Consider the following 15,411-nt stretch of genomic DNA (forward strand, 5'->3'; position numbering starts at 1 on the left):
CTTGCTGCATGCACCCATCCTACGAACTGACCGAGGCGGGCGACCGTTATTTCGATGGTCTGGCGGAGAAATTTTCCCGCTCGCTGTATCAGGCCCCGCGTGGAGAGCTGCGCTTGGCCATGCTGGATTACCTGCTGCCTCAGATGCTGAACCTGAACGCCCAGCCGATACTGGATGTAGGCGGCGGCCTGGGACAGCTATCGGCCTGGCTGGCCGAGCGGGGGCATGCGGTGACCATGGCAGAGCCTTCCCAGGATATGTTGGCACACGCCCAGGCATGGCATGGCCAGCGGGTCAGCGAAGGTGCTTTCAATGCCGACGCGCTGCACTACGTTGCAGCACCGCTGCAAGCGTTGCCCGTTCAAGCCCCCGGGCCCTGGCCGCTGATCACTTGTCATGCGGTGCTGGAGTGGCTGGGCGACCCTGCCCAGGCGCTGGCTACCCTGGCCAGCCTGCTGGCTCCCGGTGGCCAGCTGAGCCTGATGGTGTTCAACCGCGATGCGCTGCGCTTCTCCAACGTGGTGAAGGGCAACTTGAACAAGGCGCTGGGCGACCAGTTGGCAGGCAAGGGGCGTCGCCAGCGCTTGACCCCCATTTCACCCATGACCCACGCGCAAGTTCTGGGCTGGGCCGACACCTGCGGCCTGGAGATGGTCGACGTGGCGGGCATTCGTATCTTTCAGGACTACCTGCGCCAGGCCCCTGCCAGCGCTGACGACCAGGCCGCGCTCATGGCGCTGGAACGCCAGTACTGCCGCCAGGAGCCCCATTGGCGGCTGGGCCGCTATCTACTTTACACCTTCACCAAACCCGAGGCCGATGCATGAGCGCTCAACTGCCCGCCAGCCAACTTCTCGAACGTTACCATGGCCCTGCGGCTCAACTGCTGCCAATCGCCCCGCCTGCCGACGGCTGGCTGGTGGAACGCTCTACCGCCATGATCAGTGGCGATGTGGCGCTGCGCCAGCAGTGGCAGGATGCTGGAAAGCTGGCCAGTAGCCCGCTGGCGCCCATGAATGCAGAGCCCGCTGGCCGCGTGGTGCTGTTCTGGCCCAAGGCGCATGCCTTGGGCACGTGGTGGCTGCGCTGGCTGTGCCAATGGCTCCCCGAGAACACGCCTTTCGAGATCGTGGGGGAGCACCAGGGCGGGATCAAGCGTGTGCCGAAGCTGCTGGCAGCGCTGGGCATGGGGTGTGACAAGCTGGACAACGCACGCCGCTGTTCACTGTTTGCCAGCCGCACTGTGGCGCTGCCCGAGCAGCCAGATGAGTGGCAGCGCTTCGAAGCGCTGGGCATGACGCTGGTGAGCCACCCTAGTGTGTTTGGCCATGGCAAGGTCGACGAAGGAACCTTGCTACTCCTCGACACCCTGGAAGCGCACCTGCCCAGGCGCCCGATGAGCGTGCTGGACATGGGCTGTGGTGACGGCATCATCAGCGCCTGGCTGGCCAGCCGTGGCCATACGGTGACAGCGGTGGACGTCAACGCTTTTGCCGTCGAGGCGTGTCGCCAGACCCTGGCGGCCAACCAGCTGACGGGCAGCGTGTGCGAAAGCGATGTCTACCGTGCGCTGGGCGATGCGCGCTTCGACCTGATCGTCAGCAATCCACCGTTTCACCAGGAGCGCGAGATCAGCTACGGACCGAGTGCGCGACTCATCGACGAAGCGCGTCAGCACCTGACCCCCAAAGGCCAACTGGTGCTGGTGGCCAACGCCTTCCTGCCTTATCCCGAGCGGCTGGAGCGTGCGTTTGGAAGCTTCGAGACGCTGGCCGACAATCGGCGTTTCCGGGTGTATCGCGGGCAGCTATGATAAACCTGTAGCAGTCTCACTCGTGTGGATCGATAGCGGAGGTGACCAGGATGGCAGGCAGCGAACGCAGTACGTCAAACGTGGCGAGTGTCTCGATCATTGGGGGTGCTTTCGTGCTGGGCGGTTTGCTGGCGCTTGGGCTGGTGTGGGGAGGCAGCTATTTGAAAGGCGCCGCCGAGGTCTGGCAGCAGTCGTCACGCAGCGTGACGGTGCGCGGTCTAGCGGAGCGGGAGGTGACTGCCGACCGTGTACTGTGGCCGCTCAACTATAGCGTCAGTGCCAATACCCTGGCCGAGCTGGAGCAGCAGCTTTCCCGTCATGAGCAGTTGATTCGGCGCTTTCTGAGCGAGCGTGGTTTCGATATGGCAGAGGTAAGCGTGACGCCGCCACGTATCACTGACCAGTTCAGCTTTGCCTATGGCAGTGACCGCCCGGACGATCGTTATCGTGCCGAAGCGACACTGCTGCTGCGCACCAATGACGTGGAGGGGGTCCGAGAGGCGGTGCCCCAGGCAACGGCGTTGGTTCGTCAGGGCGTGCTACTGTCGCCCACCTATGAGTACCGCACCGAGTTTCTGTTTACGGCGCTGGACGCCATCAAGCCCGAGATGATTGCCGAAGCCACCGCCGATGCGCGCAATGCAGCACAACAGTTTGCCGAAGATTCCGGCAGTGCCGTGGGGGGCATACGCCAAGCCACGCAGGGCTATTTTTCCATCGACGACCTGGATAGCTACACGCCGCACATCAAACGCATCCGCGTGGTCACCACCGTGGATTATGCCTTGGAATGACAGCCGTGGCTGGCTCAGGCGCTGGGTGAGGCACCGGCATAGCGAATGTCGGTAATGGTGTAGAACGCCTCGCCGTTGGGCGTGATCACCGTGATCTCGTCGTCCACTTCCTTGCCCAGCAGCGCCTTGGCCATGGGGGCATCGACACTGATCCAGTGCTTCCGGGTGTCGATTTCGTCATGGCCCACCAGGCGGATATGCAGGGCTTCCCCCGCGTCGTCTTCCAGGCTCACGAACGCGCCGAAAAACACCTTGTCGGTGTTGGCGGGCAGCCTGTCCACTACCTGTAGTTCGTCCAGCCGCTGGGTCAGATAGCGGATGCGGGCGATGACCCGGTTCAACTCTTTCTTGTTGTAGGTGTAGTCGGCGTTCTCACTGCGGTCCCCCAGCGCGGCGGCTTCCCCTACCTTGGCCGACAGCTCAGGGCGCTTGACGCGGGAAAGGTGGTCCAGAATGCCCCGCAGGCGGGCCGCGCCCTCGGCGGTAATCAGGTTGCTCTTGGGTGCCTGGCGCGGGTCTTTTGCCGGATCGCGCCAGCGCGTCATGTTGCGGCCTTTCATGGTGTCGTTACCTTCCCGGAAAAGTGCCTAGCTTACGCTACCAAGGTACGGGGCAACAAAGCGGTGATTCCCTGGCGAATCATTCAAACGTTCGTTACATTGTCAGTGTGGACGAGATATCGCCATGCTTTGGGCAGGTCTAATTCGATAGTGATAACTCAACAGTCATGACTCATTCTTCATGGCTCATTCCTCATACTTCATAACAACAAGCAGGAGTTTTTCATGCGTGCAATTCCATTTTCTAGACTCTTCATGGCGGCGGCGTTGGGCGGTGCCCTGGTACTGTCGCCGCTGAGCGCGTCGGCCTTCGAAAGCGAGCTGTTCTCCTTGAAGAACCGCTGGGAGCATACGGTGACCGAGATGCCCGCCAACCAGCGCGAGTCGACCCTGAGGGCATTGGCGGGCGAGGCGGAGCGACTGGCCCAGCAGAACCCCAACGAGGCCGAGGTGCTGGTATGGCAAGGCATCGTGCTGGCTTCCTATGCTCGAGAGCGGGGTGGGTTGGGGGCGCTGGGTACCGCCGGTGATGCGCGCACGGTGCTGGAACGCGCCGTAGAGATCGACCCCATGGGGGGCAATGGCTCTGCGTATGTGACCCTGGGGGCGCTGTATGATCGCGCCCCGGGGCGCCCGCTGGGGTTTGGCAATAGCGCCACCGCTGAGCGGATGTTCCAGCGGGCGCTGGAAATTCGCCCGGACGGTATCGATGTGAACTACTACTATGCCGCTTTCCTGAAAGAAGAGGGCAACACCCAGGCGGCGCGGGAGCATGCTCAGCGAGCCGTGAACGGCACGGCGCGGGAGAGTCGCCAGCGTTCCGACGAAGCCCTTCGCCGTGATGCCGAGGCGCTGCTGCGCGAGCTGTAATGGCCGTCAAATCACGCGGTTGATGATCCGATTGGCATTCCCGGTGGCCAGCATTGATAATGGTACGATCATGTTCACCGGGAGTGCCGCATGGGCCCCACACTCAATCGCGACGATGTGGAACTCATCACGCGTGACACCCTTTACAAGGGGTTTTTTCGCCTGGAAGCGCTAGAGCTGCGTCATCGACTTTTCGAGGGCGGCTGGAGCGCCACCATGCGCCGAGAAGTGCACAACCGCCACGATGCGGTGGGTGTGCTGTTGTATGACCCCGAGCGCGATGCGCTGATCCTCATTGAGCAGTTTCGCGCCGGCGCCATCGACGACCCTCACTCCCCCTGGAAGTTGGAACTGGTGGCTGGCCTCGTCGACAAGGACGAGACCCTGGAAAACGTGGCGCGCCGTGAGGCCCAGGAGGAAGCCGGTTGCCAGGTGGGCCAACTGACCCGATTGCATACCTACTACCCAAGCCCTGGCGCCTGCAACGAGCGGGTCACGCTATTTTGCGGGCTGGTCGATAGCCAGGGCGTGGGAGGCGTGCATGGTGTCGAGGACGAGAATGAAGACATCCGTGTTCATGTCGTCTCTTTTCCCGCCGCCTGGGAACTCCTGGAGCAGGGCCGACTCGACAACGCCATGTGTTTGATCGGCATGCACTGGTTGGCCGGGCAGCGGGCATCGCTGCGGGCGGCTTCCCAGCGCGCTGCCGTGTCAGCCGCCGAGGCCAACACCCGGTAAGGAGCCATCATGGCAAGAGCCGCCTACGTAACCGATTTGAAAACCCTGCAAGGGGAGTGCAGCGCCAACTATCTGCGCCTGGTGCGCCTGGTGGGTGACCTGCAGAGCGGCCAGCGGCGCGATATCGCCTTGCGCGGTGATAACCAGCACTTTGGCGACCTCAAGCTGGCCATTCTTCAGCAGGCCCCTTACACCACGCTGGTGGAGATCTCCCAGCGTGGCCCGCTGGATGCGGTCATTGAAGGGCCGCGCATGCGCGTGCACCTTTACCATGATGTGCGCATGGCGGAAGTCATCGACTTTCAGCGCGAGCGTCATTTCAGCGGACGCTATCGCTACCCCAATGCGCGCATGCATCAACCGGATGAAAAGCTGCAGTTGAACTGCTTTTTAGGAGAGTGGTTGGCCCATGGGCTGGCCCATGGTCATGTCGTCGATTTGCCGGAGCTACCCTGATGCGGTTGATACAGATTACCGATGCGCATCTGCACGCCGACAAGCAGGCACGCTCTCGGGCGGCCATTCCCTGGCAGCAGTTCGAAGCCGTGCTGGACGCCGTGGTGGCCGAACGCCCGGACGTGGTGGTGGTGAGTGGTGACGTCAGCCAGGATGAAACCAGCGCGTCTTACGTTCACGCCTGCGAGGCCTTGAACCGCCTGCCGTGCCCCTGGTTCTGGATACCGGGCAACCACGACCAGCCCGAGCTGATGGCCGCAGAACGCCCGATGCTGGATGAAGTCGACCTGGAACAGTGGCGCCTGTTGCTGCTGGATACCCATGTGCCGGGCAAGCCCCATGGCGAGCTGGGAGCGACCAAACTCACCGCCCTGGCCGAACGGCTGGAGCAGGACGAGCGGCCGGTGGCTATCGTCATGCACCACCCGCCGGTGGATGTCGGGGCGGCCTGGATGGATGCGATTGGCTTGCAGGACCGCGATGCGTTCTGGCAGCTGTTGAGCGCTTACCCCCAGGTCAAGATCATTCTGTTTGGGCATGCCCATCAGGCCTTTGCCCAGCATCAGCCGCTGGCGGGCTCGGCGATAGGCACTTATGGTTGCCCCGCCACGTCAGATCAGTTTCTGCCCGGAGCGGAAACCTTTGCGGTGGATGAAGCGTCGCGGCCGGGTTATCGCGTGGTGGAGTTGCACGGGGAGGAGTGGCAGACCTGGGTCGAGCGTATCGACCTCTGATGCTTTTCTGTTTAGTTGATAAAGATATAAAAAGATAGTTATTAATTCTTTTGGGTTATTATTGACCTGGCGTTACCCTACCCACAAATGCCCGCCTTGCGATTCATACGCGCCGGGCGGCACACCATGTTTGCACAGGCTTCCTTGAAAAGCCGTCTCGATAAAAGCAAGCACCGTTTTGTGAGGGAGTAGGTAATGAACCAGTTTTCTGCGCCGTCGGCGACGCAACAGGTGCCCATCGCACCGGATGCCGCTCGATTGACCCACCTGAAGCAGCTCGAAGCCGAGTCGATCCATATCATCCGGGAAGTGGCAGCCGAGTTCAGCAACCCGGTGATGATGTACTCCATCGGCAAGGACTCCTCGGTGATGCTGCATCTGGCGCGGAAGGCCTTCTACCCCGGCACGCCGCCGTTCCCGCTGATGCATATCGATACCACCTGGAAGTTCCGCGAAATGATCGCTTTCCGCAATCGCATGGCGGAAGAGGCGGGCATGGAGCTGATCGTGCACACCAACGAAGAGGGTCGCGCTGCCAACATCAACCCCTTCGACCACGGCAGTGCCAAGTACACCGATATCATGAAGACCCAGGCCCTCAAGCAGGCCCTGAGCAAGCACGGTTTCGATGCTGCCTTTGGCGGCGCGCGGCGCGACGAGGAAGCCTCCCGTGCCAAGGAGCGCGTCTACTCCTTCCGCGACAAGTACCACCGCTGGGACCCGAAAAATCAGCGTCCGGAGCTGTGGAGCGTCTATAACGCCAAGATCAACAAGGGCGAATCGATTCGCGTGTTCCCGCTTTCCAACTGGACCGAGCTGGATATCTGGCAGTACATCTATCTGGAGTCGATTCCCATCGTGCCGTTGTACTACTCCGCCAAGCGTCCGGTAGTGCAGCGCGACGGCATGCAGATCATGGTGGACGACGAGCGCCTGCCGCTGGCCGAGGGCGAAGTGCCGGAAGAGAAGTGGGTGCGTTTCAGAACCCTGGGCTGCTACCCGCTGACGGGGGCGGTGGAGTCCACCGCCGCCACGCTACCGGAGATCATTCAGGAGATGCTGCTGACCAAGACCAGCGAGCGCAGTGGCCGCGCCATCGATCACGATCAGGCCGGTTCCATGGAGAAGAAAAAGCGTGAGGGGTATTTCTAATGGCGCACCAATCAACGTTGATTGCCGATAACATCGAGCAATACCTGCACGAGCACGAAAACAAGGATCTGCTGCGTTTCATCACCTGCGGCAGCGTCGACGACGGCAAGTCCACGCTCATCGGACGGCTGCTCCACGACTCCAAGATGATCTTCGAAGATCAGCTCGCCGCGATCACCAAGGCTTCCAAGACCAGTGGCACCACCGGTGATACGGTGGACCTCGCCCTGTTGGTAGACGGCCTGCAATCGGAGCGCGAGCAGGGCATTACCATCGACGTGGCGTACCGCTTTTTCTCCACCGACAAGCGCAAGTTCATCATTGCCGATACGCCGGGGCACGAGCAGTACACGCGCAACATGGCCACGGGCGCTTCCACTGCCAGCCTGGCGATCATCCTGATCGACGCGCGCTACGGTGTGCAGACCCAAACCCGTCGGCACAGCTTCATTGCCGACCTGCTGGGCATTCAGCATCTGGTCATCGCGGTCAACAAGATGGACCTGGTGGGCTTCTCGGAGGCACGCTTCAACGAGATCGTGGCGGAGTACCGCGCTTTTGCGGCCAACTTGCAGGCCCCGGATATTCGCTTCGTGCCGATGTCGGCGCTCAATGGCGACAACGTGGTCAACGCCAGCGAGCACACGCCCTGGTACTTTGCGGCGGGCAGTGAAGGCTACGAAGGCAAGACCCTGATCGAGCTGCTGGAAAACGTCGAAGTCACCCGTGACCAGAACCTGAGCGACCTGCGCCTGCCGGTGCAGTACGTCAATCGCCCCAACCTGGACTTCCGAGGCTATTGCGGCACCCTGGCGGCCGGTGTGCTGCGCCCAGGCCAAGAGGTGAAGGCGCTGCCGTCGGGCAAGACCTCTCGCGTGGCGCGCATCGTCACTTTCGACGGGGATCTCGACGCTGCTTACCCCGGTCAGGCCATCACCGTGACTCTGGAAGACGAGATCGATATCTCCCGTGGCGATTGGCTGGTCAGCGCCGAAGCCCAGGTGCCGCTTTCCAACGTGTTCAACGCCGATGTGGTCTGGATGCACGAAGAGCCCCTGGAGCCGGGCAAGCTCTACGATATCAAGCTGGCCACTCGTGATCTGGCGGGCCAGATCAGCGCCATCGAGTATCAGGTGGACGTCAACACGCTGGAGAAACACCCGACCCAGCGCCTGGGGCTGAACGCCATTGCTCGCTGTGAAGTGGAACTGACGGCATCGATTCCGGTGGACGACTACCGTACCAGCCCCGGCACGGGCAGTTTCATCATCATCGACCGGCTGAGCAACGTGACCGTGGGCGCCGGTATGATTCGGCGGGTCGCGGATGCCCGTGAGCAGGCCGGCACCACCGACTGGGCCGCCTTCGAACGTGACCTGAACGCCCTGGTGCGCAAGCATTTTCCGCACTGGGGCGCGAAGGACATCCGTGACCTTCTGCGCTAACGGCTTGATGACGTTATCGAGATAACCGAGTAGACGCTTAGCCGTTGGCAACGCACACTGGACCTGCTGTTGGCGCGAGACGCTGCAGCAGGTTTTCTATATGGAGACAGCGGGTGGGTTGCCGCTGTTTTTAATGATAGATGAAGTCTTAATGATGGCTGAATCGAGACACCAAGGAGTGAAGGTCGATGTTAACCCTACTGGACGGTGGCCTGGGGCGTGAGTTGAAACGTTTGGGCGCGCCATTTCGTCAACCGGAGTGGTCGGCGCTGGCGCTGATGGAAGCCCCCGAGTGCGTGACCCAGGCGCACCAGGCGTTCATCCAGGCCGGGGCAGAAGTGATTACCACCAATGCCTATGCCGTGGTGCCCTTTCACATTGGCGAAGAGTGCTTCGAAGAGCGTGGCCTGGAGCTGGCCACTCTGGCAGGCAAGCTGGCCCGTGAGAGCACTGCCAATCAGCCACAGCCGGTGGTGGTGGCGGGTTCCTTGCCGCCGCTGTTTGGCTCTTATCAGCCGGAGTTGTTCGATGCACAGCGCGCCCCGGCGCTGCTGAAGACGCTGATCGAAGGGCAGGCGCCTTATGTGGATGTCTGGCTGGCCGAGACCTTGGGCGCTACCGAAGAAGCCGCTGCGGTGGCCCAGGCGCTGGACGACGACACGCGGCCAAGGTGGTTCTCTTTCACCTTGAAAGATGCCGATGAACACGGCGCTTTGCCCTGCGAGCTGCGCTCGGGCGAGTCCATTGCCACCGCCGTGAACGCCGTTCTGGCCGCCCAGGGCGAGGCGCTACTGTTCAACTGCAGTCAGGCCGAGGTGATGGAGGAAGCGCTACGCCAGGCGACGGCTGCCGTCGCAGAGCAGGGCGCTTCGCTGCGGTTGGGCGTTTACGCCAATAGCTTCGTTCCTCAGAGCAATCGCATGGCGGCCAACTCCGGGGTCAGCGACATGCGTGATGACCTGGGGCCAGAGGCGTATGCCGCGTTTGCCCAGCGCTGGCAGGCGGCGGGCGCCAGCCTGATTGGCGGCTGTTGCGGCATTGGCCCAGAGCATATTCAACAGCTGGCGCAGGCCCTGCGCCAGAGCGTTTAAACTTGCACGCAAGTGCATTGCAGATGAGCAATCGACATGGCGAATGACCAATGGCAGGCGGGTCGGCCTGCATCGGCAGGGCTTACACGACGTCAGTTCTTGCAGCATACGGCGGCGCTTTCGGTAAGCGCCAGTGCGGTCGGGGGGCTGGTGCTGCCCCGCTGGGCAAGCGCACAGGACGCCGCCGTGCCTCAGCGCGGTGGGCACTTGATTCTGGCCATCGACAACGCGTCCAGCAGTGATCGTCTAGACCCGGCCTACTATTTCGAGCAGTACATGTACCACATTGGTCGTCAGCTGTTTAATACCTTGACCGAGCTGAACGACGACGGCTCGCTGGCGCCGGGTTTGGCTGAATCCTGGGATACCCAGGATGCGGTGCAGTGGGTCTTTCAGTTGCGCCAAGGGGTGACGTTCCACAACGGCAAGACCCTGACGGCGGCGGATGTGGTCTACTCGCTGAACCATCACCGGGCCGAGGACTCTCCCTCGGCGGTCAAGGGGTACATGGAGCAGGTCGCGGAAGTGGCAGCCCACGGTGAGCGTGAGGTGCATATCACGCTGACGGGACCCAACATGGACCTGCCTTCGCTGCTGGGCGAGGTGAACTTTGCGATCACGCCCGAAGGCGCCAATTTCGATGACGGTATCGGCACCGGACCGTTCGTGCTGGAACGCTTCGAGCCGGGCGTGCGCACGCTGGTCAGGCGCAACGACAACTACTGGAAAAGCGATCGTGCCTTCGTGGATAGCGTGGAAACCCGCGCCTTCAACGACGCATCGGCCCGTGTGGCGGCCCTGATGAGCGGCTCGGTCCACTTCATCAACCGCGTCACGCCCAGTATCGTCAGTCGCCTGGAGAGCGCCTCGTCGGTGCAGATCAACCGTAACTCGGGCAGTTTCCAGGTCACCTTCCCGGGATTGGCCGATCGCGCGCCCTTCGATAACCTGGACGTGCGGCTGGCCATGAAGCACGCGCTGGACCGTGAACAGCTGCTCAAGATGCTGGTGCAGGGGTATGGGCAGGTGGGCAACGATTCGCCGCTGTTCCCCAGCAACGCTTACTTCACCACCGACCTGCCCAGTCATGCCTTCGACCCGGACAAGGCACTGCACCACTGGCGCAAGGCAGGGGTAGAGCGGCCCATTCGCTTGAGCGTGGCCGATGGGGCGACTTTCGAAGGGGCGGTGTCGGCGGCAGAGCTGTATCAGCAGTCGGCCCAGCGGGCGGGCATTCCGCTGGAGATCAACCGTGTACCGGCGGATGGTTACTGGTCGGAAGTGTGGCGTCAGCATGAGTTCTGTGCCTCGGGCTGGTCCAGCCGTCCCACGGCCGATGCCTACCTGTCGATGGTCAACCTCTCCAATGCGCCCTGGAACGAGTCGCGTTGGGCCAACGAGCAGCTGGATCAACTGATCATCGCCGCCCGTGGCGAACAGGACGAAGCCACCCGTCGCCAGATGTACCACGATATTCAGGTGCTGTATCAACAGGAAGGCAGCACCGTCGCGCCGCTGTACATGGATTCCATTTCCGCGACGAGTGCGAATGTGCGTGGGTATGTGGACGTGCCGGGAGAAGTAGCGACCCGCTCCGTCGAGAAGATGTGGCTGGTGGGCTAGCGCCCGTCAAATCTCGCCGTGTCGCCAGTGCGCCCCCACGTCAGTGGGGGCGCGCCTGTTTGGGTTATTCCGCGTTGGGGAAGAACAGCTGCTGGTCGTTGACCTTGAAGTCGGCAATCGCTTGCTGGCCTTCGTCGGACACCAGCCACTCGTGCCATTGGCCCGCCAGCTCATGTTTCAGGTGAGGGTGCTGCTCCTGTGACAGCAGCAGCGAACCGTATTGGTTGAACAGCGCTTCGTCGCCCTCGAACAGCAGGGTCAGGTCCTGCGGGTTTTCAAAGGCCACCCAGGTGGCGCGGTCGGTGAAGCTGTAGGCGTTCATGCCTGCGGCGGTATTCAGGGTCGGCCCCATGCCGCTGCCCAGTTCACGGTACCAATCTCCTTGCGGTGTGACGCCCGCATCTTCCCAAAGGCGCAGCTCGGCGCGGTGAGTGCCGCTGTCGTCACCCCGTGAGGCGAAGGGCGACTCGCTGTCGGCGATCCGCGCCAAAGCATCACTGACGCTGTCACTGTCGGCGATGTTGGCGGGGTCATCGCTGGGTCCCACGATCACGAAGTCGTTGTACATCACATCCAGCCGCTCGGTGGCGTAGCCATCGGCAACGAACTGCTCTTCGCCTGCGGTATCGTGAACCAGCAGGCTATCGGCATCGCCACGACGAGCGATTTCGAAGGCTTGACCGGTGCCGACGGCCACCACGCGCACATCGATCCCTGTCGCTTCCGTAAAGACCGGCAGAATGGCCCCAAACAGGCCCGAGTTCTCGGTAGAGGTGGTGGAAGCCAGGGTAATGTAGTCATCATTGGCCAGCAGCGAGGCGCTCCAGGCCAGTGCCGTGGTGCATAGGCTGGCGGTAACGAGGGTAGTGGTCTTGTTCACGGTCCTGCTCCTTTGGGTATTGTTCAAGCGTCGTGGTGGGGCTTGCTAGAGTAGGGCTTGCCAGAGTAGGGCTTACCAGACCAGCTCGCCCCGTATGAACGCCCTGGTTTGCGCTGTTGCCGGGGTGTCAAAAAAGTCTTCTGCCGAGGTGTGTTCGATCAACTGACCGCTGTACATGAACAGCACGTCGTCGGCCAGACGCCGGGCCTGGTGCAAATCGTGGGTGGTCATGACGATACGCGTGCCTGCCTGATGGAACTCATTGACCGCGTCTTCCACGGCCTTGATGGCCGCCGGGTCCAGGGCGGAGGTGGGTTCATCCAGAAACAGGACGGCAGGCTTGAGCAGCCAGGCCCGTGCCAGCGTGAGACGTTGCTGCTCGCCTCCGGAAAGCACCCGGGCGGGGCGTTTGGCCAGGCTGGTCAGGCCGAACTTTTCCAATGCCTGCAAGGCCAGCGCTTTGCGCTGGCGGCGAGGCACCCGATGCACGGCCAGGGCGTAGGTGAGGTTGTCCAGCGCCGAACGGCGCAGCAGCACCGGGCGCTGAAAGACCATGGCCTGCACCGGCGGCTTGCCTTCCCAGGTCACCTGGCCACCGCTGGGGCGCAGCAGCCCATGCGCCAAGCGCATGAGCAGGCTTTTGCCAGCCCCGTTGGGGCCCATTACCAGCGTCCGGCGGCAGCCGTGCAGCGCCAGCGTGGTCGGTGCCAGCAGCGTGTCGCCACGGTGGCAGAAGCTGACCTGCTGAAAATGCAGGCTGGGGACGGTGGAAGCCGCGGGGCTGAGAGGTACGTTCATCCTAACCGCCGTTTTGCCGTTTCACTGACCCAGTGGGCCAGTGCATTGATCAAGGTGACCAGACTGAGCAGAATGATGCCCAGCCCCAAGGCCATCGCCAGGTTACCCTTGCTGGTTTCCAGCACGATGCTGGTGGTCATGACCCTGGTCACGCCGTCGATATTGCCCCCCACGATCATCACTGCGCCCACCTCCGCACTGGCGCGGCCAAAGCCCGCCAGGATCACGGTCAGCAGGCCAAAGCGCGCATCCCATAGCAGCGTGGGCATCATGCGCAGTTGGCCGAGCCCGAGCGAACGCAGCTGTTCGGCGTACTCGCTGTGCAGGGCTTCCACCTGCTGGCGTGTCAGGGCAGCAATGATCGGAAAGACGAGAATCACCTGGGCAATGACCATGGCGGTGGGCGAGAACAGCAGCCCGAACTGACCCAATGGCCCCGCACGGGAAAGCAGAAGGTAGACGCACAGGCCCGCGACCACGGGAGGTAGTCCCATGAGGGCATTGAGCACCACGATCAGAGCGTTCCGCCCGGGGAACTGCCACAGTGCCAGCGCCGCCCCCAGGGGCAGTGCCAACAGGCTGGCCAGGGTGACGGCGATCAGCGACACCTGAAGCGATAGCGTCACGATGGCCACGAGCGCAGGGTCCATGCCCAGAATGAGCGCTATCGCGGTGCTGAATGGGTTATCCGACATGACGTTCCGTGGCCAGGGTTGCTGATAGGGGCAGGTTCATTGTGCTTGTAGGATGTCGTTGTAAGGTCATGATGTATTTGAAAAGTCACGATGCTGGTAGGAGCATCAGGCAGGAACATAGTGTACGTAAATTTCCCGGGATGCACGGTGCGCTGAAAAATATGCGCTACTATGCAGTCTCATGCAGGAATTGAAGGTGGGCGGGTGAGAGAGTCTCTGAAAGAGTATTCAAAAGAGTACCTTACGACGGCGGAAGTGGCGGAGTATCTGCGGCTCAAGGAGCGCAAGGTGTATGACCTGGTGCGCCAGGGGCAGATCCCTTGTAGCCGTGCGACCGGGAAACTGCTGTTTCCTCGTCAGCACATCGACATGTGGGTGTTGAGCCACCTGGAAGGCGACCAGGCCCAACGGTTGCCGCCCCCTCAGGTGCTGGCCGGAAGCCTCGATCCGCTGCTGGAGTGGGCGATTCGTGAGAGTGGCTGCGACCTGGCATCGCTGTGCCATGGGAGTGGCGACGGCATTCGGCGCTTGCTCGAAGGCAAGGCCATGGTGGCGGGTATCCACTTGCGGGACCCTGACAGCGGCCGCTACAACGAACCGACCTTGCTGGGGTTGGGTGGGGTCAAGGATCTGGTGGTGCTGCACTGGGCCAAGCGCCGTCAGGGTCTGATAGTAGCGCCGGGCAACCCGCTGGGCCTGAAGACGATCAAGGATCTTGCCCGCCCAGACGTGGTGTGTGCTCATCGCCAGCCCGATGCCGGGGCTGCGCATTTGCTGCGAGGCTTGTTGAAGCAAGCGTCCATCGCGTCTGACGCGCTGCGCTGGGCCGACCACATGGCGCTCAGCGAGGAGGATCTCGGCCTGGCCATTGCTCAGGGAGAGGCGGATGTCGGGGTGGGCATGGAGGCGGCGGCGCATCGCCAGCAGCTTCATTTCATTCCCTTGGTGGAGGAGTCGTTCGATCTGGTCCTGCATCGACGCAGCGCTTTCGAGCCCACCATGCAAGCGCTGATGGCCTTTGCCCGGCAGCCGCGCTTTCATCAGCGGGCCGAGGCGCTGAAAGGTTACGACATCAGCCAGCTGGGTCGCGTTTTATACAATGCTTGACGATGGTATAAGATGCGCCACACTGGTTAGGTGCTGTACACGACTACTCATCACGAAATGGAGAGCATGATGAATCAAGCACTGAACGGTAAACGCGTCGCTATTCTGGCAACGGATGGTTTCGAAGAGTCCGAGCTGAGCGTACCTCGCGCCGCGCTGCAAAAAGAAGGCGTCGATGTGCATGTGATCTCCCCGGAAGGCAAGGAGATCCGCGCTTGGGCAGAGACCGAGTGGGGCGATACCTACCGCGCCGACAAGTCGCTTGCACAAGCCAGCGAGGCGGACTATCACGCCCTGGTGCTTCCCGGTGGCCTGTTCAACCCGGACGAGCTGCGCATGAACGATGAGGCGCTGAGCTTCGTCAAAGCCTTCTTTCAGGCAGGCAAGCCGGTGGCGGCCATCTGTCACGCCCCGTGGATTCTGATCAATGCAGACGTGGTGGAAGGGCGCAAGATGACCTCGGTCGCCAGCGTCGCTCAGGATTTGCGCAATGCGGGCGTGAACTGGGTAGACGAGCCGGTGGTGGTCGACAGTGGGCTCGTGACCAGCCGCACCCCCAAGGACCTGGATGCCTTCAACGCCAAGCTGCTGGAAGAGCTGCAGGAAGGGCGTCACTCGGGTCAGCACGCTTAATGGCGTGGTATCACCAGTGGGC

General features: G+C 62.2%; 17 protein-coding genes. 13 read left to right on the top strand and 4 right to left on the bottom strand.

The window, feature by feature from the left end:
- Positions 1-8 precede the first annotated feature (8 nt).
- Genes LG409_RS06475 through LG409_RS06485 form a run of 3 tightly spaced genes read left to right on the top strand, consistent with a single transcriptional unit; the run spans position 9 to position 2,607 of the window.
- Positions 9-827 (top strand): methyltransferase domain-containing protein, encoded by an 819-nt coding sequence (locus LG409_RS06475; protein ID WP_189462910.1) that lies wholly within the window; start codon positions 9-11, stop codon positions 825-827.
- The gene (locus LG409_RS06480) at positions 824-1,813 is read left to right on the top strand and encodes a class I SAM-dependent methyltransferase (protein ID WP_227407869.1); all 990 of its coding nucleotides are present in this window, start codon (positions 824-826) and stop codon (positions 1,811-1,813) included. The genes LG409_RS06475 and LG409_RS06480 overlap by 4 nt, the downstream gene beginning before the upstream one ends.
- Positions 1,814-1,863: 50 nt before the next feature.
- On the top strand, positions 1,864-2,607 hold the full coding sequence (locus LG409_RS06485; RefSeq protein WP_227407870.1) for an SIMPL domain-containing protein: 744 nt from the start codon (positions 1,864-1,866) through the stop codon (positions 2,605-2,607).
- Between the two features lie 14 nt (positions 2,608-2,621).
- Here LG409_RS06485 and greB read toward each other — a convergent pair whose 3' ends face one another.
- Entirely contained in the window at positions 2,622-3,167 is a 546-nt protein-coding gene (gene greB / locus LG409_RS06490; RefSeq protein WP_096923208.1) for a transcription elongation factor GreB, read from the bottom strand.
- 225 nt (positions 3,168-3,392) lie between these two features.
- On the opposite strand from greB, the gene LG409_RS06495 reads away from it, so the two are divergent.
- The 8 genes from LG409_RS06495 to LG409_RS06530 all read left to right on the top strand — a co-directional run bounded on the left by LG409_RS06495 (position 3,393) and on the right by LG409_RS06530 (position 11,276).
- On the top strand, positions 3,393-4,037 hold the full coding sequence (locus LG409_RS06495) for a TRAP transporter TatT component family protein (protein WP_144983456.1): 645 nt from the start codon (positions 3,393-3,395) through the stop codon (positions 4,035-4,037).
- A 90-nt stretch (positions 4,038-4,127) separates the two neighbouring features.
- Complete coding sequence (locus tag LG409_RS06500; protein WP_227407871.1) at positions 4,128-4,775, top strand: NUDIX domain-containing protein; 648 nt, start codon at positions 4,128-4,130, stop codon at positions 4,773-4,775.
- Positions 4,776-4,784: 9 nt separating this feature from the next.
- Positions 4,785-5,231 (top strand): DUF1249 domain-containing protein, encoded by a 447-nt coding sequence (locus tag LG409_RS06505; RefSeq protein ID WP_227407872.1) that lies wholly within the window; start codon positions 4,785-4,787, stop codon positions 5,229-5,231.
- Complete coding sequence (locus LG409_RS06510; protein ID WP_081136917.1) at positions 5,231-5,965, top strand: metallophosphoesterase; 735 nt, start codon at positions 5,231-5,233, stop codon at positions 5,963-5,965. Before LG409_RS06505 ends, LG409_RS06510 begins: the two co-directional genes overlap by 1 nt.
- Before the next feature lie 195 nt (positions 5,966-6,160).
- Positions 6,161-7,117: a sulfate adenylyltransferase subunit CysD gene (gene cysD, locus LG409_RS06515; RefSeq protein WP_039177641.1), complete on the top strand. Its 957-nt coding sequence runs from the start codon at positions 6,161-6,163 to the stop codon at positions 7,115-7,117.
- Positions 7,117-8,562, top strand: coding sequence for a sulfate adenylyltransferase subunit CysN (gene cysN, locus LG409_RS06520; protein ID WP_016913404.1), 1,446 nt, complete (start codon positions 7,117-7,119; stop codon positions 8,560-8,562). Before cysD ends, cysN begins: the two co-directional genes overlap by 1 nt.
- A 188-nt stretch (positions 8,563-8,750) precedes the next feature.
- The gene (locus tag LG409_RS06525; protein ID WP_227407873.1) at positions 8,751-9,653 is read left to right on the top strand and encodes a homocysteine S-methyltransferase family protein; all 903 of its coding nucleotides are present in this window, start codon (positions 8,751-8,753) and stop codon (positions 9,651-9,653) included.
- 36 nt (positions 9,654-9,689) lie between these two features.
- On the top strand, positions 9,690-11,276 hold the full coding sequence (locus LG409_RS06530) for an ABC transporter substrate-binding protein (RefSeq protein WP_096923203.1): 1,587 nt from the start codon (positions 9,690-9,692) through the stop codon (positions 11,274-11,276).
- A gap of 64 nt (positions 11,277-11,340) precedes the next feature.
- On the opposite strand, the gene LG409_RS06535 is transcribed toward LG409_RS06530, so the two are convergent.
- From LG409_RS06535 to LG409_RS06545, 3 genes are all read right to left on the bottom strand, one after another.
- A complete protein-coding gene (locus tag LG409_RS06535; RefSeq protein WP_039177635.1) occupies positions 11,341-12,156 on the bottom strand; it encodes a substrate-binding domain-containing protein in 816 nt (271 codons plus the stop codon).
- 72 nt (positions 12,157-12,228) lie between these two features.
- Positions 12,229-12,954: an ATP-binding cassette domain-containing protein gene (locus LG409_RS06540; RefSeq protein ID WP_227407874.1), complete on the bottom strand. Its 726-nt coding sequence runs from the start codon at positions 12,952-12,954 to the stop codon at positions 12,229-12,231.
- Positions 12,951-13,649 carry an ABC transporter permease gene (locus tag LG409_RS06545; protein ID WP_016913407.1) on the bottom strand — a complete coding sequence of 233 codons (699 nt, stop codon included), beginning with the start codon at positions 13,647-13,649 and terminating at the stop codon, positions 12,951-12,953. Before LG409_RS06545 ends, LG409_RS06540 begins: the two co-directional genes overlap by 4 nt.
- Before the next feature lie 204 nt (positions 13,650-13,853).
- Between LG409_RS06545 and LG409_RS06550 the strand changes: the two genes are divergently transcribed.
- Positions 13,854-14,756: a helix-turn-helix transcriptional regulator gene (locus tag LG409_RS06550; RefSeq protein ID WP_227407875.1), complete on the top strand. Its 903-nt coding sequence runs from the start codon at positions 13,854-13,856 to the stop codon at positions 14,754-14,756.
- Between the two features lie 69 nt (positions 14,757-14,825).
- Positions 14,826-15,389, top strand: coding sequence for a type 1 glutamine amidotransferase domain-containing protein (locus LG409_RS06555; protein ID WP_227407876.1), 564 nt, complete (start codon positions 14,826-14,828; stop codon positions 15,387-15,389).
- Positions 15,390-15,411: the final 22 nt, after the last annotated feature.

Origin of the sequence: Halomonas sp. NyZ770 (assembly GCF_020616575.1) — a bacterium.
Lineage (GTDB): Bacteria > Pseudomonadota > Gammaproteobacteria > Pseudomonadales > Halomonadaceae > Vreelandella > Vreelandella hamiltonii.